The 22,322-nt window shown below is 71.5% G+C and carries 20 protein-coding genes; 11 read left to right on the forward strand and 9 right to left on the reverse strand.

What is annotated here, in order from left to right; translation table 11 throughout:
• The first annotated feature begins 65 nt into the window (after positions 1-65).
• Positions 66-1,541: a ribosome biogenesis GTPase Der gene (gene der, locus ACY34M_RS33920; protein ID WP_462723581.1), complete on the forward strand. Its 1,476-nt coding sequence runs from the start codon at positions 66-68 to the stop codon at positions 1,539-1,541.
• A 78-nt stretch (positions 1,542-1,619) separates the two neighbouring features.
• Here the strand turns inward: der and ACY34M_RS33925 are convergent, their stop codons facing one another.
• Positions 1,620-1,925 carry a hypothetical protein gene (locus ACY34M_RS33925; RefSeq protein WP_462723582.1) on the reverse strand — a complete coding sequence of 102 codons (306 nt, stop codon included), beginning with the start codon at positions 1,923-1,925 and terminating at the stop codon, positions 1,620-1,622.
• A 197-nt stretch (positions 1,926-2,122) separates the two neighbouring features.
• Positions 2,123-2,914, reverse strand: a complete 792-nt coding sequence (locus tag ACY34M_RS33930; protein WP_462723583.1) for a hypothetical protein — start codon at positions 2,912-2,914, stop codon at positions 2,123-2,125.
• Positions 2,915-3,313: 399 nt separating this feature from the next.
• Between ACY34M_RS33930 and ACY34M_RS33935 the strand changes: the two genes are divergently transcribed.
• Together ACY34M_RS33935 and ACY34M_RS33940 are read left to right on the forward strand one after the other, a co-directional pair.
• Positions 3,314-3,970, forward strand: a complete 657-nt coding sequence (locus ACY34M_RS33935) for a transglycosylase family protein (protein ID WP_462723584.1) — start codon at positions 3,314-3,316, stop codon at positions 3,968-3,970.
• A 109-nt stretch (positions 3,971-4,079) separates the two neighbouring features.
• A complete protein-coding gene (locus ACY34M_RS33940) occupies positions 4,080-4,652 on the forward strand; it encodes a transglycosylase family protein (RefSeq protein WP_462723585.1) in 573 nt (190 codons plus the stop codon).
• Here the strand turns inward: ACY34M_RS33940 and ACY34M_RS33945 are convergent.
• From ACY34M_RS33945 to ACY34M_RS33955, 3 genes are read right to left on the reverse strand one after another with little or no spacing between them, the layout of a single operon-like run.
• Positions 4,618-5,295: an ATP-binding cassette domain-containing protein gene (locus tag ACY34M_RS33945; RefSeq protein WP_462723586.1), complete on the reverse strand. Its 678-nt coding sequence runs from the start codon at positions 5,293-5,295 to the stop codon at positions 4,618-4,620. The genes ACY34M_RS33940 and ACY34M_RS33945 overlap by 35 nt on opposite strands.
• Complete coding sequence (locus tag ACY34M_RS33950) at positions 5,292-7,817, reverse strand: ABC transporter permease subunit (RefSeq protein WP_462723587.1); 2,526 nt, start codon at positions 7,815-7,817, stop codon at positions 5,292-5,294. The genes ACY34M_RS33945 and ACY34M_RS33950 overlap by 4 nt, the downstream gene beginning before the upstream one ends.
• A 9-nt stretch (positions 7,818-7,826) precedes the next feature.
• Positions 7,827-8,291, reverse strand: a complete 465-nt coding sequence (locus ACY34M_RS33955; protein ID WP_462723588.1) for a hypothetical protein — start codon at positions 8,289-8,291, stop codon at positions 7,827-7,829.
• 145 nt (positions 8,292-8,436) lie between these two features.
• Between ACY34M_RS33955 and ACY34M_RS33960 the strand changes: the two genes are divergently transcribed.
• From ACY34M_RS33960 to ACY34M_RS33975, 4 genes are all read left to right on the forward strand, one after another.
• Positions 8,437-8,988 (forward strand): hypothetical protein, encoded by a 552-nt coding sequence (locus tag ACY34M_RS33960; protein ID WP_462723589.1) that lies wholly within the window; start codon positions 8,437-8,439, stop codon positions 8,986-8,988.
• Positions 8,963-10,243: an ABC transporter substrate-binding protein gene (locus ACY34M_RS33965; protein ID WP_462723590.1), complete on the forward strand. Its 1,281-nt coding sequence runs from the start codon at positions 8,963-8,965 to the stop codon at positions 10,241-10,243. The genes ACY34M_RS33960 and ACY34M_RS33965 overlap by 26 nt, the downstream gene beginning before the upstream one ends.
• A gap of 166 nt (positions 10,244-10,409) precedes the next feature.
• Positions 10,410-11,657 (forward strand): glycosyltransferase family 4 protein, encoded by a 1,248-nt coding sequence (locus ACY34M_RS33970; RefSeq protein ID WP_462723591.1) that lies wholly within the window; start codon positions 10,410-10,412, stop codon positions 11,655-11,657.
• A gap of 62 nt (positions 11,658-11,719) precedes the next feature.
• Positions 11,720-12,496, forward strand: coding sequence for a hypothetical protein (locus ACY34M_RS33975; RefSeq protein WP_462723603.1), 777 nt, complete (start codon positions 11,720-11,722; stop codon positions 12,494-12,496).
• Here the strand turns inward: ACY34M_RS33975 and ctaD are convergent.
• A complete protein-coding gene (ctaD, locus tag ACY34M_RS33980; RefSeq protein WP_462723592.1) occupies positions 12,493-14,178 on the reverse strand; it encodes an aa3-type cytochrome oxidase subunit I in 1,686 nt (561 codons plus the stop codon). The two genes, ACY34M_RS33975 and ctaD, sit on opposite strands and share 4 nt — an antisense overlap.
• A 369-nt stretch (positions 14,179-14,547) precedes the next feature.
• On the opposite strand from ctaD, the gene ACY34M_RS33985 reads away from it, so the two are divergent.
• Complete coding sequence (locus tag ACY34M_RS33985; protein ID WP_462723593.1) at positions 14,548-14,763, forward strand: I78 family peptidase inhibitor; 216 nt, start codon at positions 14,548-14,550, stop codon at positions 14,761-14,763.
• 119 nt (positions 14,764-14,882) lie between these two features.
• On the opposite strand, the gene ACY34M_RS33990 is transcribed toward ACY34M_RS33985, so the two are convergent.
• Both ACY34M_RS33990 and ACY34M_RS33995 read right to left on the reverse strand, forming a co-directional pair.
• A complete protein-coding gene (locus ACY34M_RS33990) occupies positions 14,883-15,875 on the reverse strand; it encodes a phosphatase PAP2 family protein (protein ID WP_462723594.1) in 993 nt (330 codons plus the stop codon).
• Between the two features lie 222 nt (positions 15,876-16,097).
• On the reverse strand, positions 16,098-17,249 hold the full coding sequence (locus ACY34M_RS33995) for a hypothetical protein (RefSeq protein ID WP_462723595.1): 1,152 nt from the start codon (positions 17,247-17,249) through the stop codon (positions 16,098-16,100).
• Positions 17,250-17,480: 231 nt separating this feature from the next.
• On the opposite strand from ACY34M_RS33995, the gene ACY34M_RS34000 reads away from it, so the two are divergent.
• A complete protein-coding gene (locus tag ACY34M_RS34000) occupies positions 17,481-19,103 on the forward strand; it encodes an MFS transporter (protein ID WP_462723596.1) in 1,623 nt (540 codons plus the stop codon).
• Positions 19,104-19,130: 27 nt separating this feature from the next.
• Here the strand turns inward: ACY34M_RS34000 and ACY34M_RS34005 are convergent, their stop codons facing one another.
• Positions 19,131-19,577, reverse strand: coding sequence for a cell division protein SepF (locus ACY34M_RS34005; RefSeq protein WP_462723597.1), 447 nt, complete (start codon positions 19,575-19,577; stop codon positions 19,131-19,133).
• Between the two features lie 338 nt (positions 19,578-19,915).
• On the opposite strand from ACY34M_RS34005, the gene ACY34M_RS34010 reads away from it, so the two are divergent.
• Positions 19,916-21,055, forward strand: coding sequence for a DUF5685 family protein (locus ACY34M_RS34010; protein WP_462723598.1), 1,140 nt, complete (start codon positions 19,916-19,918; stop codon positions 21,053-21,055).
• 215 nt (positions 21,056-21,270) lie between these two features.
• Positions 21,271-22,176 (forward strand): S1 family peptidase, encoded by a 906-nt coding sequence (locus tag ACY34M_RS34015; protein ID WP_462723599.1) that lies wholly within the window; start codon positions 21,271-21,273, stop codon positions 22,174-22,176.
• Positions 22,177-22,322: the final 146 nt, after the last annotated feature.

The following is a 22,322-nucleotide window of genomic DNA, read 5'->3' on the forward strand; positions in this document are numbered from 1 at the left end:
TGCGGCTTTCCTGACACGAGGCGGGCGCACCGATCACCACGAATGAACGACGAGGTACGGACTTCATGAACGACCAGATCCAGCCCGAGGGATCCCCGGAACACGAGCACGGGGAGCTCGGCGACGCGGAGTACGCGGAGTTCATGGAGCTCGCCGCGGAGGAGGGCTTCGACCTCGACGACGTCGAGGGCGCGCTCGACGCCGCGGGCCACGGGCCGCTGCCCGTCCTCGCCGTCGTCGGCCGCCCGAATGTCGGCAAGTCGACCCTGGTGAACCGCATCATCGGGCGCCGCGAGGCAGTCGTCGAGGACAAGCCGGGCGTCACCCGCGACCGCGTCACGTACGAGGCCGAGTGGGCGGGCCGCCGCTTCAAGGTCGTCGACACCGGCGGCTGGGAGCAGGACGTGCTCGGCATCGACGCGTCCGTGGCCGCGCAGGCCGAGTACGCGATCGAGGCCTCCGACGCCGTCGTCTTCGTCGTCGACGCCAAGGTCGGCGTCACCGACACCGACGAGGCCGTCGTGCGCCTGCTGCGCAAGGCGAACAAGCCGGTCGTGCTCTGCGCCAACAAGGTCGACGGCCCGAGCGGCGAGGCGGACGCCTCGTACCTGTGGTCCCTCGGCATCGGCGAGCCGCACCCGGTCTCCTCGCTGCACGGCCGCGGCACCGGCGACATGCTCGACGCCGTCCTGGAGGCCCTCCCGGAGGCCCCGCAGCAGACCTTCGGCGGCGCGGGCCTCGGCGGACCGCGCCGTATCGCTCTGATCGGCCGCCCGAACGTCGGCAAGTCCTCGCTCCTGAACAAGGTGGCCAACGAGGACCGCGTCGTCGTCAACGAGCTGGCGGGCACCACCCGCGACCCGGTCGACGAGCTGATCGAGCTCGGCGGCGTCACCTGGAAGTTCGTCGACACGGCGGGCATCCGCAAGCGCGTCCACCTCCAGCAGGGCGCCGACTACTACGCCTCGCTGCGCACCGCGGCCGCCGTGGAGAAGGCGGAGGTCTCGGTCATCCTGATCGACGCCTCCGAGTCGATCTCCATCCAGGACCAGCGGATCGTGACGATGGCGGTCGAGGCGGGCCGCGCGGTCGTCCTCGCGTTCAACAAGTGGGACACCCTCGACGAGGAGCGTCGCTACTACCTGGAGCGCGAGATCGAGACCGAGCTGGGCCAGGTCGCCTGGGCGCCGCGGGTGAACGTGTCGGCGCGCACGGGCCGCCACATGGAGAAGCTGGTCCCCGCGATCGAGACGGCCCTGGAGGGCTGGGAGACGCGCATCCCGACGGGCCGGCTCAACGCCTTCCTCGGTGAGCTCGTCGCCTCCCACCCGCACCCGGTGCGCGGCGGAAAGCAGCCCCGCATCCTGTTCGGCACGCAGGCCGCCTCCAAGCCGCCCCGGTTCGTGCTCTTCTCCTCCGGCTTCATCGAGCACGGCTACCGCCGCTTCATCGAGCGCCGCCTGCGCGAGGAGTTCGGCTTCGAGGGCACGCCGATCCACATTTCCGTGCGGGTGCGCGAGAAGCGCGGCAAGAAGAAGTAGACGGCAGTAAGCGGTACGGACGAACGCCGCCGGTGGAGACATCCACCGGCGGCGTTTTCCTGTGCGAGGCGCGGGAGGTCAGTGCTCCCGGCGCGGCCCCGGCGGCAGGGCCGGGGGAAAGTGCCGCCCCGTGGCGTGCTGCTGCTGCGGGTACGGCTGCCAGCGCGGCGGATGGTGCGGGGTGTGCTGGTGCGGGCGCGCGCCGAAGCCCGGATCGAAGCCCCTGAACCCCGGGTCGTCCTCGCCGCTGCGGTCGCCGGGCAGCGTCCGGAAGGACCGGCGCCACTCCGCGTACAGGGCGTCGTAGATCGGGGTCACCGATGGACCGCTCCCCGCGTGGCCGCCCGCGGCGTGGCCGCCGGGCCGGTCCTCCGCGGGACGCATCGACGGGATGGGGTTCGGATACTGCTGGGGTCGTCGGGACGGAGCGGGCGCGCTGGATGAGGTCGGGTCGTATGGGTGCACGTATGTGCCAACGAACAGGGCCCCCGACGGGATGCGCCCTTGGCCTGCGCTGTTGCTGGCTGTCAGCGGTGTGACCGGCGTGTTCGTGGGGGCCCTGGAGCGCTTCCGGGGTCGGCTCAGGTGCCGGCGAGCGGCATCGCGGCGGCGACCAGACGTCCGTTGGCGGCAGCCTTGTCGAGAGCCTGGCGCAGCAGGTCCTCGCGCGGCTGGTGGCCGATCGAACCGGAGGAGGCGGCGAAGACGAGCACCGTCTGCGTCTTGTTCGCCGCGGTCCGCCAGCCCTCCGTCACCAGGAGCGGCTGGTGCGCCTGCCACCAGGCGACCTGGGCGGGGGAGCCGCCGATGCCGGGCTGCAGGATCGCGTGCAGCTGGCCCATGGCGAGCAGCACCGACCAGCCGGGCAGCCCCGAGGGGGCCTCGGACAGCTCGGTGACCGGCATGAAGCCCTGCTCGATCAGGAGCGGCAGGAAGTCGTCCCCGTCCGTGGTGGTGCCCGGGCGGGCGATGGGGCCGGTCGGCTCGACGACGAGCGCCGGGTGCACCGTGTCACCGAGCAGGACGAGGCCGCTGGTCACGCCGAGCACGGCTTGCGCGGGCGGGGCCGGGGTGCCGTCGGCGCCGGCGGCCGCGGGGCCGCCGCTGACGGACTGCACGGCGCCCTGCAGCTGGTCCTCCGCGACCTGGACGACCTGCGAGGGCAGGCAGGTGGCATGGGCGAAGGCGAGAACGGCGGTCTCGTCGCCGACGAACAGGACGGTGCTGGTCGGCTGCTGCTGCGAGTCTCCGGGCGTGCGGCAGGAGGTGCAGTCGTAGCTGCCGGGGGCATTGTCCCCGGCCAGCAGTCGGTCGGCTTCTTCGTCGCCGATCTCGGCGCGTACGTCGTTGCTGACGTCGAGCAAGCGAGGCACGGGGACTCCTCAGGGATCTGTCGGACCGATCGGGGTGATCGGCCGCGGTCAGGCGAGTGCTTATACAGGCTCAACGGGTGATCTGTGTCGTCGGTCACGCTCGGATCCGAACGGAATCACCTCATCCGGCGCACACCGTGAACGAACCTCCGGAATGTGTCACTCCATGCCAACTTGTTGGTTTTCCAAGGAAGTTGGACCGGTGAAGTGGGTCACAGATCGCGAAGCCGACAGGTCGACAAATACTGAAATCCCCGTATGTATCGTGTGGCCGGAAATCGTCGGTACTTCGGGTAACGGCGAACTGGCCTGGCGGGACGGGCTCCTTGTTGCCGGGGCCGCCGCGCGCTGCCTAGATTCCACCGCCGTCCGCACCGAGCAGTCCACGAGAGGGATCTCATGTCCGCGCCGATACGTACGGCACGCACGACAGCGGTCTTCGCCGGGATGGCCCTAGCCGCCCCACTCGGTCTCCTCGCCCTCGCCGGCCCCGCCCCCGCGGCCGACGGCGGCGTGTGGGACCGCATCGCACGCTGCGAGAGCGGTGGAAACTGGCACATCAACACCGGTAACGGCTACTACGGTGGGCTCCAGTTCTCCGCAAGCACGTGGCGCGCGTACGGCGGAGGTGCCCACGCGGCGACCGCCGATCGGGCCAGCCGGGCCCAGCAGATCGCCGTGGCCACCAAGGTGCAGCGGTCGCAGGGCTGGGGCGCCTGGCCCACGTGTTCGGCGCGGGCCGGGGCGTACGGCAGCGCGCCGGGCGTGCGAGCGGAGTCCCGGGCCGTACCCAAGGCGGCACCCAAGTCGGCACCCAAGGCGGTGAAGTCGGCTTCCCGGGCCGCGGCCAAGGCCGTCAAGCAGCAGCGCAATTCCGGCCACACCGACCGTGGCACCGCCCGCCGCGGCGGCTACGTCGTACGCGGCGGCGACACCCTCGGCCGCATCGCCGCCACGCACGGCATCACCTGGCAACGCCTCTACGCCACCAACAGGTCGGTGGTCGGCGGTGACCCCGACCTGATCCTGCCGGGGCAGCGGCTGCGGCTGCGCTGACCGCCCCCGGCCCCGCGACCCCACCCGGTGCGCCGACCGGGTGGGGTCGTGCCGCGGGCGCGGCGCGGCACGCCGGACGCCCGCGCACCGGCTGCCTACCGTCCGCGCTATGCACCCGACCTCTACGCACCCGAAGGCCCACGGCCGAGCGCCGTGGGTGGCGGTCCTGCTGGGCGTGCTGCTCGCGCTCGCCGCGCCGCCGGCCGGCGCCGCCGCCGAGGCGCACGCCCTTGAGCCGTACGAATGTGCCAAGACCCAGTGGCCGTGGTCCTGCCTCGCCGAGTGCGAGAGCGGCGGCAACTGGGACGAGAACTCCGGCAACTCCTTCTACGGCGGGCTCCAGTTCCGCCAGTCCACCTGGGAGGAGCACGGCGGACTGCAGTACGCGCCGCGCGCCGACCTCGCGACCCGCGACGAGCAGATCAAGGTCGCGGAGGAGGTGCTGCGCACCCAGGGCTGGAAGGCCTGGCCGGTCTGCTCCAAGCGGTACGGGCTCGAAGGCCGCGTGCACGTCGTGGAGCGCGGCGACACCCTGGCGTCCGTCGCGCGCCGCTTCCACGTCGAGGGCGGCGGGCAGGCGCTCTACGAGGCCAACAGCGACACGGTCGGCCCGCACCCGGACCACCTCGAGGAGGGGACGACGCTGGTCATCCCCGACCCGAAGCCGTCGGACGCTCGCTAGCCTCGCCCCGGAACACGACCGCGCCGCGCCCGAGTTCGTACACGAACACTCGCGACGCCCCGCGCAGGGCGGGCGGCAGCCGCTGCTCGGCCAGCACCACGCAGGCGTCGAGGGCGCGCAGCACGGCGTACGTGCGGGCCGCGACCGGAGGGGCCATGCCCTGCGCGGGCTCGTCGACGAGGACGACGCGGGCCGGGGCGAGCAGGGCGCGGGAGACCGCGAGCATCCGCTGCTCGCCGCCGGAGAGGGTGCCGGCGCGGCGGTCGAGCAGGGGGCCCAGCTCCGGGTAGGCGTCGAGGGCGGCACGGAAGTCCCCGGCCCCGGCCGCCAGCCGGAGGTTCTCGGCGACGGTGAGGCCCGCGAAGACGGCCTGCCGGTCGGGTACGAGGCGCAGGCCCGCCGCGGCGCGGGCCCGGGCGGTGTGCCGGGTGACGTCGACGCCGTCCCACACCACGGACCCCGCGGTGAGCCGTACGGTGCCGGCGAGGGCGCGCAGGGCCGTGGTGCGCCCGGAGCCGTTCGGCCCGAGCAGCACGGTGACCGCGCGGGCGGGGGCGGCGAGCGTGACTCCGTGCAGGGCCTCCAGGGGGCCGTAGCGGACGCGGGCGTCGCGCAGTTGGATGCCGCCGGGACGGGACGTCATGAGCGCTCCGGTGTGCGGTCGAGGACGGAGTGCGGCGTGCCCGAAGCCACGATGCGGCCCGCCGCCATCACGTGCACGGTGTCCGCGAGCTCGGCGACGAGGTCCAGATCGTGCTCGACGACGAGCACCGCCATGCCGTCGGCGGCGAGCGCCCGCAGCAGCCGGGCGAGGGCGGCGACCTCGGCGGGGTCGAGCCCGGCGGTCGGCTCGTCGAGCAGCAGCACGTGAGGGCCGCCCGCCAGCGCGCGTCCCAGTTCGACGCGGCGCAACGTTCCCGTGGACAGGCCGTCCGTCTCCTGATCGCCCCGCAGTCCGAACAGCCGCGTCATCCGTCCGGTGGCCGCCGGATCGCGTACGCGGCCCTGCTCGGCGCCGATCCGGATGTTCTCGGCCACGGTCAACGACGGGAAGACGACGAGCTGTTGAAAGGTCCGTGCGACACCGAGCCGCGTCCGGGCGTACGCCGGGAGCCGCGTGATGTCCCGTGTCCCGAGCCGCACCCGCCCCGCATTGGGGCGCACGGTCCCGGCGAGGCAGTGGAACAAGGTGCTCTTCCCGGCCCCGTTGGGCCCCACCACGGCGGTGACGCTGCCGCTGGGGATCCGGACGCTCACGTCCTGGAGGGCGGGGTGGGGGCCGTAGGTGACGGTGAGGTGGTCGGCGGTGAGGGGAGCGGGTGCCGGCTCCTGTCTTGGTGCGGTCGGGCGTCCCCGCGCCACGGGGCTCCGCCCCGGACCCCGCTGCTCCATCGCCGCAGGGGCTTGAAAGGTTCGCCCAAGCCGCCCCACCAACACCGCCAGCACCCCGATCACCAGCGCCGCGGCCCCGCCCCGCGCCCCCGCGTCCAGCCCCACCAGCAGCCCGGCCCCGAGCAACGCCCCGAACGGACTGTCCGCCCCCAGCACCACCACCGCCGCGAACCACAACAACCCCCGCACCGGGTCGTACGCCGTCGGGTCGAACGAGCGGAGCCCGAGCGTCAGCAGCCCGCCACCGAGCGCCGCGAGCCCCGCCCCCACCACGAACACCGCGACCTTCAGCCCCGGCACCCCGACCCCCGCAGCCGAGGCCCCCGCCTCATGGTCCCGGACCGCCGCGAGCGCCCGCCCCACCCGTCCCCGCCGCAGCCCGGCCACGACGGCCAACGCCCCGACCAGCAGGGCGAGTTCCAGGACGTAGAACGCCCGGTCGTCCCCGAAACCCGCGGGCCGCGGCGGCGTCAGGCCCGACGCCGCGTACGGCTGCGCGAACACGAAGCGGCTCACCCCGACCCCCACCGCGAACGTGGCGAGCGCCAGAGCGAGACCGTGCCGCCGGATCGCGGGCGCGGCGGTCAGCAGCCCCAGCGGCGCCACCAGCAGTACGGCCAGCAGAAGCGCTGCCAGGGCCGGGATCCGGGGGAGGCCGGGGAAGCGGTCGAGCGTCAGAAGCGCCGTGAACAGAGCCCCGAGGCCGGCGAACGCGCACTGTCCCAGAGCCAGTTGCCCCGCCCTCCCCGTCACCACCACCAACGACAGCAGGATCAGCGCCAGTGCCGGCACCTGGATCGACGTCCGCAGGTCAGAGCCCGCGAAACCGAGCGGCAGCAGGAACAGCACGCCCGCCACCAGCCACGCCTCCCGTGGCACGTTCCGGGCCCGTCGCGTCACCGTCGTCGGCAGCGCCCCCTGTCCGCCCACCCCGGGCAGCACGAGCGCCGCGACCAGCAGCGCCACCACGAACAGATTCGCCCCCACCGCCTGGACGAGCGGTTCGCCCCAGCCGCCCGGATGGAACCGTGTCAGCTGGCTCTGTGCGACACCGATCGCGAGCGCGGCCCCCACCGCCACCCCGAGCCGCCGCATGCCCGCAAGGACCGCCACCGCCACGACCTCCATGACCAGCAGCGGCAGGCCGTACGGGTCGAGGCGCACGTAGGGGGCCAGGAGCACCCCGGTCAGCCCCGCGGTGAACGTGCCGAACACCCAGCCCACCGCCGCGACCCGGTCCGCGTCGACGCCGCCGAGCACGGCCAGCGGACGGTTGTCGACGACCGCCCGGAGCTGTTCGCCGAACCGCGTCCAGCGCGTCACCGCCCACACCGAGACGCCGATCGCGCAGGCCACCGCGAGCTGCCCCCACGGCTCCCCGGCGACCGGCGTCGGCGCGTCGTCCCGGCCGCCCGTGCCCCACAGCAGCGCCGCCGCGCCGACGAGCAGGACGAAGACGCCGATGGACGCCACCAGCGTGCGCGCCGGATCGCCGCCCGACAGGGCCAGCGGTCTGAACACCCCGCGTTCCAGGACGAGTCCGAGGCCCGGAGCCACCAGCAGGAGCACGAGTGCCGTGCCCGCCCACAGCGGCACGTCCCACCCCACCACCAACTGCCGCAGCAGGCAGGCGCAGAGCATCGCGATCGCGCCGTGCGCGAAGTTGAGGACGCCCGTGGCCCGGTAGGTGACGATCAGGCCGATCCCGGTGAGCGCCGCCGCCGCGCCCACCGAGAGCCCGGCGAGTGTGAGGTCGTACGTCAAGGACGGCACAGCCCCGCCTCAGCTGCCCGCGGGCGGTTCGCAGACGGGGCACGGAGCGAGCCCGGACTCCGTGATCGCCCCCGGGTCCGCGGGCACCGCCTGCGGTTTGCCCTCGACGAGCGGACAGTCGGCGCGGTGCCACAGTGTGCCGCCGGGCACCATGAGCAGTCGGCCGCTGGAGGCGAGCGGGGTCACGGGGCTCCGGCCGTCGGCCATCGGGTCGGCCGCGACCAGCAGCTCGTAGAGGCGCTCCACGCGCGACACCGCGAGCGTGTTCCTGCCGTACGTGAGGAGCACCGCGCCCGCGATGATCAGGGCCGCTCCCGGCACCGTGCACGAGGCCAGGTAGGGGAGCTGGCGCTCGGCGAAGCGCTCGCCCGACATCCCGTACCAGCCGATCACACAGAGCACCGCCCCGGCGGCGAGCGTGCCGAGGCCCGCCCACAGGGCCGGGTGCACCATACGTAGTCGGGCAGTCCGCATCGTCGGCCCCCACTGGTGTGCGTGTGTGTCTGGCCTTGTCCGCCGATCGCTTGCACTATGCCTTCTGGAGCCCAACTCGGAAAGCTCCGGGGGCAGTTGGCCGATCAGGCCGACCCTCCCGGACCGACACCCGGCGGTGAGCCTGATGGTTCTCGGGAGCACGAAGCGCGCGGCTCGCGGGCGGGGCGCGGCACTGGCCCTCGTCCTGGCCCTGGTCCTCGGCCCCGCCTTGGTGGCCTGCGGAGACGACAGCGGCGGCGCCGACAGCAATCCGCCGACGCCGAGCTCCGAGCGCCCCGCGGGCAAGGAGCCGTCGGGCGCCGGCGGGGGCCGGCCGGCCGACCGGGCCGCCGCCGAGAAGGAGATCAGGACCAACTGGAAGAAGTTCTTCGACCCGAAGGTGACGACGACGGACAAGGAGAAGGTCCTGGAGGACGGCGCCAGGATGCGGCCGGTCCTGAAGAGCTTCAGCGGGGACAAGCGCGGCGGTCAGGTGGAGGCCACCGTCACCGGGATCGCCTTCACCTCGGCGACCGGGGCCGACGTGACGTACGGACTCGCCCTCAAGGGGGCGACGGTGCTGCCCGACGCCAAGGGGACCTCCGTCGAGCAGGACGGCACGTGGAAGGTCTCCGTCAACACGCTGTGCGCCCTGGTGCAGATGAGTGGCAATGCGTCGCCGGGTCCCGGCTGCTGAGGCGCTCGCCGCGGGGCTCGCCCTGGTGACCCTCGCGGCCTGCGGCTCGCGGCTGCCGGAGAGCGACTTCGAGGACCGCTCCGCGCCCGCGCCGCGGTCCACCGAGCCCCTGCGCGTCGGCATCGTCACCAGCGCCACCAGCCCCGTCGGCGGCGCCACCTTCACCGACACCCGCGACGGCGCACAGGCGTACTTCCGGAACCTGAACGCCAAAGGCGGCATCAAGGGGCGCCGTGTCGAGGTGCACCTGTGCGACGACGGCGGCAGCGGCGTCGGCAACAACGCCTGTGTGCACAAGCTCGTCGACGAACAGAAGGTCGTCGCCCTGGTCGCCACCACGGCGCTCGACTACGCGGGCGCGGAACGCGTCTCCCGCGCGCGCGTGCCCGACATCGGCGGCCAGCCGATCGGCGCCGCCTACGACACGTATCCGCACCTGTACGGGATCTACGGCAGTCTCGCGCCCCGCGACGGGACGCCGGGCTGGGGCGGGAAGCTGTCCGGCGGCACCGAGGTCTACCGCTACTTCAAGCGCGAGCAGGGCGCCCGCACCGCCGCCGTCGTCTCCTACAACCAGGCCGCGTCGGCCGCGTACGCCCGACTGGTGACGCGCGGGCTGAAGGCCGAGGGGTACCGGGTGATCACCGAGCAGCTCGACTTCGCGCTGCCCAACTTCCGGGCCGCGGCCGCCGATCTCAAGGACCAGGGGGCCGACCTCGTCTTCGACGCCATCGACGCGCACGGCAACGCCAGGCTCTGCGCGGCCATGGACGACGTCGGCGCCCACGTCACCGCGAAGGTCACGAACGTACAGAACTGGACCTCGGCCGTCCGGTCCGCCTACAAGGACGCGCCGCGCTGCCGCGCCTCTCTGTGGGCCACCGGCGCGAGCCGCAACTACGAGGACACCGGGCACCCCGCAGTGCGCGCCTTCCGCGACGCGACCAGGGACCTGAAGACGCACTCGCAGTGGCAGTTGGAGGGCTGGGCCGCCGCGATGTGGTTCACGGACGCGGCCCGCTCCTGCCGCACGGTCACGCGAGCGTGCGTCGACCGTTTTATGGAGCGTCGCGTACGGTACTCGGCCGATGGGCTGCTGCTTCCCGTGACGTTCGCGAAGTACGCCGAGCCGCCGAAAAGAAGACGTACATGTCTGTCGGTCGTGAGATGGACCGACCAAAAAGGCTGGGTCACGCAGAGCGGTGGCATGACGGACACCTGCTTCGACGTTCCGTACCTTCCCTACCAGCCATGACGTGACCCCAGACGGTCGACGCGGCGAAGGGGTTCCTGAATTTGCCTACCAATCCGGCAACTGTTCAGGAACAAGATGATGATGAGGAACAACCCTCGTGAGGTCATCTCCGTCTAACCATCCGGTAGGCGCAGAAGACGGACTGTTCAGACAGATACGAGGACGCATGCAGATTTCTTTCCTGATTCACAATGCGTATGGGATCGGAGGGACGATCCGCACCACGTACAACCTGGCCAGCGCGCTTGCCGACCACCACGATGTGGAGGTCGTGTCGGTCTTCCGACATAGGGACGAGCCCGTGTTCGCGCCTGATCCGCGCGTACGGGTGCGGCACCTGGTGGACCTGCGCAAGGGCTCAGGGGGGTACGAGGGCGACGACCCGGAGTTCCAGCGGCCCGCCGCGGTCTTCCCGCGCAGCGAGGGGCGCTACGAGCAGTACAGCGCGCTCACCGACCGGCGGATCGCCGAGCACCTCGGCTCGACCGGGGCCGATGTCGTCGTCGGCACCCGGCCCGGGCTCAATGTGCACCTCGCCAGGGAGACCAGACGCGGAGTGCTGCGCGTCGGCCAGGAGCACCTCACGCTCGACACGCACTCGAACGCGCTCCGCCGTGAACTGCGGTCGGTCTACCCGCGTCTCGACGCGTTGACCACGACCACGGAGGCCGACGCCCTGGCCTACCGCGAGCGGCTGCGGCTGCCCGGCGTCCGCGTCGAGTCCATGCCCAACCCGGTGCCGCGGCCCGGCATCGAGCCCGCCGACGGCAGCGGCAAGTGGGTCGTGGCGGCCGGCAGGCTCGCGCCCGTCAAGCGCTACGACCTGCTGGTGCGCGCCTTCGACCAGGTGCGCACCGAGCGGCCCGACTGGCGTCTGCGGATCTACGGAGGTGGCAGGCAGAAGGAGAAGCTGCGCACCCTCATCGACGAGCTCGGCCTCTACAACCACGTGTATCTGATGGGGCCCGCCCACCCCATAGAGCCGGAGTGGGCGAAAGGTTCCCTCGCCGCGGTGACCTCGAGGTTCGAGTCCTTCGGCATGACGATCGTCGAGGCGATGCGCTGCGGTCTGCCGGTGGTGGCCACCGACTGCCCGCACGGCCCCGGCGAGATCATCAACAACGGCGTCGACGGCCGTCTCGTCGAGGTCGGCAGCGTCGAGGCCATCTCCGGCGGCCTGCTCGAACTCATCAACAACGACACCCTGCGCCAGGAGATGAGCGCCCACGCCCTCAGGGGCTCCGAGCGCTTCGACCCGGCGCGGATCGCCGAGCGCTACGAGTCGCTGTTCGGTTCGCTCACCCGGCGCGGCGGCTCCGTGGACCTGCTGCACCGGGCCCGCGGCTCGCTCCTCGGCGGCGCCTACGCGGTGCGCGACGCCCTCAGACCGCAGCGGAAGGGACACCCCGCATGACTGCCCCGACGGCCCCGCCCCCGCCGTGCTTCGGCCCCGACGACAGCGACAGGAGCGTCCTCATGCCGCCCCGCGCCGACTGCATCGCCGACTCCGCCGGCGGACTCACCTTCGACGTCACCGACCACGGATCGCCCGACCCGGCCCATCTGGTGCTCGTCGACCGGGCCTCGGGGCAGACGGTGTACCTGCCGCTCACCCCGACCGGCGAGGGGCGGCTGCGCGCCTCGCTGCCGATAAGCGTCTCCCTCGCCGAAGGCCGCTGGGACGCGTACTCCCAGGTCGCCGGGGACGAACCGGTGCGGCTCGTGCCGGGCGTCAACGATCTGCGCTCCCTGGTGGACCGGGCGCCGAGCGGCTCGCGCGGCTATGTCGCCGTACGCATCCCGTACGTCACCAAGCACGGCAACCTCTCGGTGCGCAGCTGGCTGCGGGCCCCGCACGCGGAGGCCGGGGAACTGCTCATCATGCACGGCGAGTTGACCGTCCACGGGCGGCTCTACGGCACCGGGTTCACCGCGAAGGCGCACGGGGAGATCCGCTCCCGCGCGGTGCGCGGCCCCGTGCTCCGTACCGAACTGGTGTGGGAAGGGCCCCGGTTCACGCTCCGCGTCGGCTACGACGAGCTGCGCGAGGGCCGCTGGGACCTGTGGCTGCGGCCCGCGGGGGACGACGGGCCGCAGGTGCGGCTCGCCCGGCTGCTCGACGACGTCGCCGACAAGAAGCCCATCTTCACGTACCCGGCGCAGCGGGTGACCGTCGCGGGCCACGGGGAAATGGCCGCCGAGGCCTACTACACGGGGGACAACGACCTTTCGGTGCAGGTGAGTCCTGCCTAGGACTTCTCGTGCGAGACGGCCGGCCGGTCCTCGAACGCCGCGAACTCCGGGTGGTGCAGATCGAACGCCGGGGACTCCGAGCGGATCTTCGGCAGCGTGACGAAGTTGTGGCGGGGCGGCGGACAGGCCGTCGCCCACTCCAGGGAGCGGCCGTACCCCCACGGGTCGTCGACCTCGACCTTCACGCCGTACTTCCACGTCTTCCAGACGTTGTAGAGGAAGGGCAGCGTGGAGAGGCCGAGCAGGAACGCGCCGATCGACGAGATCGTGTTGAGTGCCGTGAAGCCGTCCGCCGCCAGGTAGTCCGCGTACCGGCGCGGCATGCCCTCGGCGCCCAGCCAGTGCTGGACCAGGAACGTCGTGTGGAAGCCGACGAACAGCGTCCAGAAGTGGATCTTGCCGAGACGCTCGTCGAGCAGCTTGCCCGTGAGCTTCGGCCACCAGAAGTAGAAGCCGGCGAACGTGGCGAAGGCGACCGTGCCGAACACGACGTAGTGGAAGTGCGCCACGACGAAGTACGAGTCCGAGACGTGGAAGTCCATCGGCGGCGCGGCCAGGATCACCCCGGTCAGCCCGCCGAACAGGAACGTCACCAGGAAGCCGGTCGACCACAGCATCGGCGTCTCGAAGGACAGCGAGCCCTTCAGCATCGTGCCGCACCAGTTGAAGAACTTCACGCCGGTCGGCACCGCGATCAGGAACGTCATGAAGGAGAAGAACGGCAGCAGCACCCCGCCGGTGGTGAACATGTGGTGCGCCCACACGACCACCGACAGGCCCGTGATCGCCATGGTCGCGCCGACCAGCATCGTGTAGCCCCAGATCGGCTTGCGGCTGAAGACCGGCAGGATCTCGCTGACGATCCCGAAGAACGGCAGCGCGATGATGTAGACCTCCGGATGCCCGAAGAACCAGAAGAGGTGCTGCCACAGCAGCGCACCCCCGAACTGGGCCTCGAACACCACGGATCCGAACCGCCGGTCCGCCTCCAGGCAGAGCAGCGCGGCCGCGAGCACCGGGAAGGCCATCAGCACGAGGATCGACGTGAACAGCGTGTTCCACGTGAAGATCGGCATCCGGAACATCGTCATGCCGGGCGCCCGCATCCCGATGATCGTCGTCAGGAAGTTGACCGAGCCGAGGATCGTGCCGAACCCGGCGAGCGCGAGCCCCATGATCCACAGGTCGGCGCCGACGCCGGGGGAGCGGGTCAGGCTGTTCAGCGGCGCGTACGCGAACCAGCCGAAGTCCGCGGCCCCGCCCGGCACCACGAGCGAGCCGAGCACGATGAGGCCGCCGAAGAGGAACAGCCAGTACGAGAACATGTTCAGCCGCGGGAACGCGACGTCCGGCGAGCCGATCTGCAGCGGCATGATCTCGTTGGCGAAGCCGGCGAAGGTCGGCGTCGCGAACAGCAGCAGCATGATCGTGCCGTGCATCGTGAAGAGCTGGTTGTACTCCTCGTTGGACAGCACCTGCAGTCCGGGGCGGGCGAGTTCGGCCCGCATGAGCAGCGCCATGACCCCGCCGACCAGGAAGAAGCCGAACGACGTGATCAGGTAGAGGTGGCCGATCTTCTTGTGGTCCGTCGTCGTCAGCCAGTCCACGACGATCCGGCCCGGCCGCCGCTCGCGCGGTGCCCCCACCGGTGCGGGCCCCGCCTGCACCCCGGTCGTTCCCATCGCTTGCCCCCTCGCTGCTCTGCTGCGCGCCTCGGGCCTGCTGCGGACTTACGCCATGATGCTCGCGAGGGGGGCCGCCGCGACAGGGGGCGTGCCCCTCTTTCTGGCATGGACAGGCAATTCACGGATGCTGTCAACTGGCCCGCGCCGCCGCTAGATTCGGAATTCGTGGGGAATTGAACAAAGGGGTGCGGCGGCGATCCCGCGGAGGTTGTCGAGAGGGGTGCCGGAATTCCGTCCGGCGGTGTCGCTTTGTGGAAAGTAAGAGAGAAGTAAGAGCCGGAGAACGCTCGATCGTGTGAGGAACTATGAAGAAACAACTGTCGTGATCTTGTGACAAAAGCGTGACTCGCGGCCTACCGTGGCCGCATGGCACCCATCCCCACTCCGCCTGCGGAACCACAGGACAATCCGGACGCGTACGTCGGACTCGACGCGCGCAGCGCCGAGTCACAGGCCGGCTCGCGTGGCTGGTCCACCGTCCGGCAGCTGCCGCCGGGCGCGATCATCACCATGGAGTACCAGGCAGGGCGGCTCAACTTCGAGGTCGCCGAGGGACGGGTGACCCGCTGCTGGAAGGGCTGACGCCCCCGGCCGCCCCGCCCCGGAGCGTGCGAAGGCCCCCGAACTCTGAGGAGGTTCGGGGGCCTTCGCGGGTGCGGGGCTTGGCTGTGCGTACCGGGCCCCGCCGTCTGTGGGTGCGCTCAGGACACCGGTCTCGTCGAGGGTGTCCCGCGCGTGATTCTCTCCGTCGCAGGCCGGCGGCTGCCCGCCGGAGTGATCGGGGTGCGCTCGCTGCGCGGGGTGTGCGGGCCCTGCGGGAGCAGTTGGCGGCTCGACCTGGCGGTGGTGCCGACGGACTCGCGCGGGCGGGTCGTGGCCATCGCCGGGACCGGGACCGGATCGGCCTCCGGCTGCGGCGCGGGGGCGCCGGAGCGGCCGCTGCGCCAGCGGTCGCGCAACGAGAGGATCCACGCCTCGGCGCGGGCCACCAGCGGCTCGCACCAGGGCAGCGCGAGCAGGATGAGCAGGCCCGCGGCCCAGCCGAGCAGCACGTCGCTCAGCCAGTGCGTACCGAGGTAGACCGTGGTCAGGCCGACGCTCAGGGAGATCACCGCGGAGACCGCGGACAGCCAGCGCCTGGCCCTCGGGGTGGAGGCGAGGTAGGCGAGGATGCCCCAGGTCACCACCGCGTTCGCGGTGTGACCCGAGGGAAATATGTCGCCGCCCTGCCACATCTCGCTCGACCCGATGGTGGTCGCGTAGTGCGGGCCCGCGCGGCCCATGCCGTACTTGGCGGCGCCCACCGTCACGTTGAGCAGCAGCAGCGAGGTACCGAACATCAGCAGTGGGCGCAGCGTGTGCTGCCGCCAGGACCGCCAGCCCAGCCACGACATCACCATGACGGCCGTGGGGCCGCGCTGGCCGAGGACGACCCAGTAGTCGAGGAAGGCGTGGATGTCCGGCCACTGCTGGTACGGCCGGAAGAACATGACCTGCCAGTCGACCGCGACGAGCCACGACGTGACGAGCACCGCCACCACGATCGTGAGGTAGAAGGACAGGGTCAGCCCGAAGAGCACGACCCGGTGCCGGCTCATGTGGGGGATGTCCATATGAGTCGGTCGTTCGGGCTCGCGGTCGAGCCGGGCGAAGACCCGCTCGACCCGGCGGGTCAGGTTTCGTTCGGTACGCACCCAATCGACGCTACAGCGACCACGACGTGGACCGACGCGAATCAGGGGCTTTGTGATGACGATGTGATGTGGGATTGATCTCAGGTGGCCGATTATTCCCATGATTCGGGTCGGCCGGAAGGAAGGATTCCCGAATTCAAAGATCGTTTATGCGGCTGGTTATATGACGCTTATGAATGCGTTCATCTGATGCCCCTGCGGAATTGGCCGTTCACTCACCGCTCATGGCGGACCCGACCCGTTCAACCAGAACGCTCCGTACACCGCCGACAACACTGCGAGAGCGCCGACCGGCCAGGCCGACCTGCTCGGGCGCCACCGGGCGAGCGCCACCGCGAGCGGCAGCAGCAGCGGGAACGCGGGCAGCAGCAGTCGCGGCTTCGAGCCGAAGTACCCCGAGGCGCAGAGCGCGAGCGCGACCACGATGCCCGTGTAGACGAGCACCGGCACGGGCTGGCGCTGCCGTACCCCGGCGACGTACAGCCAGATCACCAGTGCGATCCCGACGATCAGACCGACGCCGGCCAGCGCGCCCAGCGGCGAGGTGAACCGGTCGGCGACGAACCCGGCGAAGGCGACACCCCCGTCGAAGCCGTTGCCCCACTGCGCCTGCACGTCGAGATAGCCGAAGAGGCCGCCGCCGACCCGCTGCCCGACCCACAGCACGTACGCCGCCGCGCCCGCCGGGGCGAGCAGCACCCCGAGCACCAGCCGCCACCGCACCCGCCGCTCGCGCACGATCCACAGCGCGGCCGCCACCCAGACCGCCGCCACGACGGCCGCCCCGATCGGCCGGGTCAGGCCCGCGCACGCCGCGAGCAGCCCCGCGCTCACCCAGTGCCGCCGCAGCACCGCGTACAGACCCCACGCCGCGAGCGCCGTGAACAGCGCCTCGCTGTACGCCATCGACGCCACGATCCCGACGGGCAGCGCCCCCCACAGCACGGCCAGCCAGATCCCGGCGGCCCTGCCGTGCAGCAGATCCCCGACGGCGAAGATCCCCCACGCCGCCGCGAGCGAGGCGAGCAGACTCACCACGAGCCCCGCGTCCGCGTACGACAGCGGACCGATCGCCGCGCCGAAACGTTCGAGCCACGGAAGCAGCGGAAAGAACGCGAGGTTCGAGTGGACGGTTCCGTCGGGCAGCGTCACCGACCAGCCGTAGCCGTGCTCGGCGATCCGCGTGTACCAGAGCGAGTCCCAGCGCGCCGTGAGCAGCGTGTGTGCGCTCTTGTCCGCCGCCGCGCTCCACACCGCGAGCACGAGCAGGCCGAGCGCCCGCACCGCCGCGTACCCGAGCAGGGCGGGCGCGGCGAGCCGCGGCGAGAGTCGATGTCGTTGGTCCACGTCCGTCACGGCCCCGATTATCGGCATCCGTCCCATCCGCCCCGTCAGCAGGCCCCCGTCCCTCAAGTGGTGCACGCCACACCCACTCGTAGGTGCCTTGAGAGGTCCGCCACGTGTGATTGGCGAGAACTCGCGTACGCTGACGGCTTACTCGCCTTATCGCCGCGGGGCCGGGAGACCGCTCCTCCCGAGCCGGAGACCGAGGACATCCCCAGTCCCGGGACCCGCCGAATGCGAGGACCACTGGGAGGTACGCACATGTCCGGGACGAACACGGCCTCCGGGCGCGGGCTCGGACGCCTGGCCGCTCTGGGCGCCCGCACCAATCGCTGGGTCGTCCTCGTCGTCCTGTGCACAAGCCTCCTTCTGGTCGCCCTCGACTCGACCATCCTCTACGTCGCGCTGCCCGCGGTCACCGAGGACCTCAAGCCGACCTCCGTCGAACTGCTGTGGATCGGCGACGCGTATCCGTTGGTGTGCGCCTCGCTGCTGATCCTGTTCGGCACGCTCGGCGACAGAGTCGGCCGGCGGAGGATCCTGCTGCTCGGCTACGCGCTGTTCGGCGCGGCCTCCGCGCTCGCCGTGTTCTCCGACACCGCGCAGGTGCTCATCACGGCCCGCGCGATCCTCGGCATCGGCGGCGCGATGATCATGCCCGCGACGCTCTCGATCCTGCGCGACGTCTTCCCCGACCGGCACGAGCGGGCCGTCGCCATCGGCGTGTGGACCGCGGTCGCCGCGGTCGGCGCCGCCACCGGACCGGTACTCGGCGGCTTCCTCGTCGAGCACTTCTGGTGGGGCTCCGTCTTCCTCATCAACATCCCGCTGATGCTGATCATGCTGCCGCTGTGCCGGGTCCTCGTGCCCGAGTCCAAGGGGCGCAGCGACGGTCCGTGGGACCTGTTCGGCGCGCTGCTCGCCGCGCTCGGCGTGCTCGGCGTCGTCTACGGCATCAAGGAGCTCGGCACCAAGCGCGATCTGCTGGACGCCGAGGCCGTCCTGCCGTTCCTCGTCGGCGTCGTGCTGCTCGCCCTCTTCGTGCGCCGCCAGCGCCGCCGCGAGCACCCGCTCATCGACATGAAGCTGTTCTCGCGGGCCGCGTTCTCCACGTCCGTCGGCTGCATCGTCATCGCGATGCTCGCGCTCGTCGGCCTCGAACTGATCGCGGTGCAGTACCTCCAGCTGGTGCTCGGCCTCAGCCCGCTCGAGACCGGTCTGCGGATGCTGCCGCTGACCTTCGCCGCGATGACCGCGGGCGTCATGGGCTCGGCGAACCTGCGCCGCTTCGGCCCGCGCGCCATGGTGTCGGCCGGTTTCGCGCTGACCGCCTGCGCGGTTTTGATGCTCTGCGCGATGGGCCAGCAGGACAAGCCGTGGCTGCTCGGCTTCGGCTTCATACTGCTCGGCTTCGGCTTCCAGACCACGCTGTTCGGGGCCTACGAGTCGATGCTCACGGAGGCGCCCGCGGACGACGCGGGAGGCGCGGCCGCGATCGGCGAGACCTCGTACCAGCTGGGCGCCGGCATGGGCATCGCGCTGCTCGGCTCCGTGATGAACGCGGCCTACGCGCCGGGGCTCGGCCATGTGTCGGGGGTCTCCCACGGCACGTCGACCGCCGCGGGGCACTCGCTGGGGGAGGCGTACCAGCTCGCCGCGCAGCTCGGGGGCGCGGCGGGGGAGTCCCTGCGGGAGGCCGCGCGCGCCGCGTTCGTGCACGGCCTGCACGTCACGCTGGTGGTCAGTGCTGTCCTGCTGTTCCTCGGGGCGCTCGCCGCGCTGCGGCTGCCCCGGCAGATGGAGTGCGAGGCGCCCGCGGCGGACGACGCCGATGTGGCGGCGCCGCGGCGTGCTTCGTCACCGGCCGAGTCCTCGGCCGCGTGACGCGGTCCGGGGCAGGCCCCGGACCGCTCAGCTCTGGTTGAAGAAACCGTCCGTCGGTTCCTTGGTGTCACGGCCCGAGACGATCTCCGTGTTCGCCGGGCTCAGCAGGAACACCCGCGTGGCGACCCGGTCGATCGAACCCCGCAGACCGAAGATCAGGCCCGCCGCGAAGTCCACGACGCGCTTGGCGTCGGCCGGCTCCATCGACGTGAGGTTCATGATGACCGGAACCCCGTCCCGGAACATCTCGCCGATGCGCCGCGCGTCCCGGAAGGTGTCGGGGGTCACCGTGCCGATCCGGCGGCCCTTCTCCTGGGCCTCCTCGGAGGCGACCTTCACGCGCGGATCCGTGACCCAGGCCGCGTCGCCGGCGGCGGGCTCGGGCCCCTCGTCGTAGTCGTCGTCGTAGTAACGCTCTTCATCGTTGTCGTCGACGAGGCCAAGCCAGGCACTCGCCTTGCGCACCGATCCCATGGACGCCTCCTCTCACAGCGGTTCCTCTGCGTTCCGCATGTCGTGCATCCCCAATGTTCGTCCATGATGCAGATGCGGCGCCAAGGGGATAGCCGCCGCGCGGGGGTTTCGTGACGGTACTGGTGCACAGTCCATGCGGTGTTGTCCCCCAGTTCCCAAGGGTTGTACGGGATAAGGCTGCTGATGGTGAGTGAAATATGATTCTTCACGGCGTATGGGTGACCTTCGGTGCGTACGGGTGAACGAGCGCACGCGCAAGGGCTCGATACGATCCTCGTGGTCGCCCGGCCCGGTTGACGGGCCGTCATTCGACATACGGGGGAGTCGTCTTGTTCGGCATGGTCCGACCCTGCTCGCATCGGCTCGGTGAGAGCCTCAGAACCGAGTGGATGGCACATCTCTGCGGGCTCTGTCTCGCACTGCGCGGCGACCACGGGCAGTTCGCTCGTGTCGTCACCAATTACGACGGTCTGCTCATCTCGGTTCTGACGGAGGCTCAGGGCGCGCGGAGCGGCGCGGCCGGTTCCTGGCGGCGGCAGGCCGGGCCCTGCCCGCTGCGCGGCATGCGCGGCGCCTCCGTCGCTCAGGGCGAGGGCGCGCGGCTCGCCGCAGCCGTCTCCCTGGTGCTCGCCTCGGCGAAGGTGCGCGACCATGTGGAGGACCGGGACGGACTGTTCGCGCGCAGGCCGGTGGCGGCCGCCGCGCGGAAGGTCGCCGCGGGCTGGACAAGGGCCGGGGCCCGTACGGGATCTGACGTCGGGTTCGACACGGCGGTCCTGGTCGACGCCGTCGAGCGGCAGGCGGGCGTCGAGGCGCTCGCCGGACCCGGCACCTCCGTGCTCGTCGTCACCGAGCCGACCGAGACCGCGACCGCCGCCGCCTTCGCGCACACCGCGACGCTCGCCGGTCGGCCCGCGAACGCCGAACCGCTCGCCGAGGTGGGCCGCCTGTTCGGACGGCTCGCACACCTCCTCGACGCCGTCGAGGACCGGGAGGCCGACGCCGGGTCCGGCGCCTGGAACCCGCTGACGGCGACCGGGACGCCGGTCGAGGAGGCCCGGCGGCTCGCCGACGACGCCCTGCACGGCATCCGGCTCGCGCTGCGCGACGTCGACTTCGTCGAGGGCAGGCTGGCGCATCTGCTGCTCGCGCACGAGCTCGGCCGCTCCGTGGACCGGGCGTTCGGCACCCCCACGCATCCCGGCGCGGACCCCGGCGCTCCCGGCGGCGATCCGGGCGGGGCACCGCCGGAGCCGCCGAAGCAGGGGAAGAAGCGCGGGCTGCTCGCGGGCTGCGCCGTCGCGTCCGGCCTCTTCTGCACCTGCCAGATGTGCTGCGCCGGCGAGTACGAGGGCCCGTGGTCCGGGAAGAAGCGCGAGGGCGCCTGCCGGGACGGCTGCGACGGTTGCGATTGCTGCTGCGACTGCAATGGTTGCGATTGCTGTGATTGCTGCTCGTGCTGTGACTGTGGCGTGTGAGGCACAGGTTTCGTACGGGGCGGGGAGGTTTGCGAAGAACCGGGGGAAGTCCAAAAGGAGACCTTGTGCGCGGCAGTCGGCCGGGCGAATACTCCCGTCAGCGATTGTCAGGGGCACGGCGTATCCGGAATCCGGGCAGCCGCCGTCCTCCTGACTGCGCCTCACGGGCCCCAACCCCACGAGGGCCCACGACTTCCCTACGGGAGGAACGAACAGTGAGGATCAAGCGCAGCACCCCCCGCAGCGGCAGAACCAGATCGACCCGGCTGATCGCCGTCGGTTCCGGTCTGCTCGCCGTGGCAGCCTTCGCGATTCCCTCCGCCAACGCGTCCGACGCCCCGCAGACGTTCAGCGCCGCCGAACTCACCCAGACCCGTGACGCCGTCCGGTCCGCCGATGTTGCCGGCACCGCCTGGGCCGTCGACTCCAAGACCAAGCAGGTCGTCGTCACCGTCGACAGCACGGTCTCGCAGGCCGAGATCAACAAGATCAAGAAGGCGGCCGGCGACACCGCGGGCGCCCTCAAGGTCGAGCGCACGGCGGGCACCTTCAAGAAACTGGTGTCCGGCGGCGACGCCATCTACGCGAGCAGCTGGCGCTGCTCACTGGGCTTCAACGTCCGCAACAGCTCCGGTGCCTACTACTTCCTGACCGCCGGGCACTGCACCGACGGCGCCGGGACCTGGTGGTCCAACTCCTCGCACACCACGACCATCGGCAGCACCACCGGGTCCAGCTTCCCCGGCAACGACTACGGCATCGTCAAGTACGCGAGCGGCGTCTCCACGCCCCCCGGCACCGTCGGCAGCGTGGACATCACGCGTGCGGCCACGCCGTCCGTCGGCACCACCGTCACCCGGCGGGGCTCCACCACCGGCATCCACAGCGGCCGGGTCACCGCGCTGAACGCCACCGTGAACTACGGCGGCGGCGACATCGTCTCCGGCCTCATCCAGACCACGGTCTGCGCCGAGCCCGGCGACTCCGGCGGCCCGCTCTACGGCGGCTCCACCGCCTACGGCCTCACCTCCGGCGGCAGTGGCAACTGCTCCTCCGGCGGCACCACGTTCTTCCAGCCGGTGACGGAGGCGCTCAGCGCGTACGGCGTGAGCGTCTACTGATCCCACGGCACAGCCCCGCGGTACGTTCCGCAGCCGCAGCCAGCGGAGGGAGCCCCCGTCAGGCCATTTCGGCCCGGCGGGGGCTCCCTATGTGTCCCTTACGGGTCTACCGTCGAAGTACACGCCTTTTGCGCCCACTTCGGACC

Source organism: Streptomyces sp. EDA2-14 (assembly GCF_054963755.1).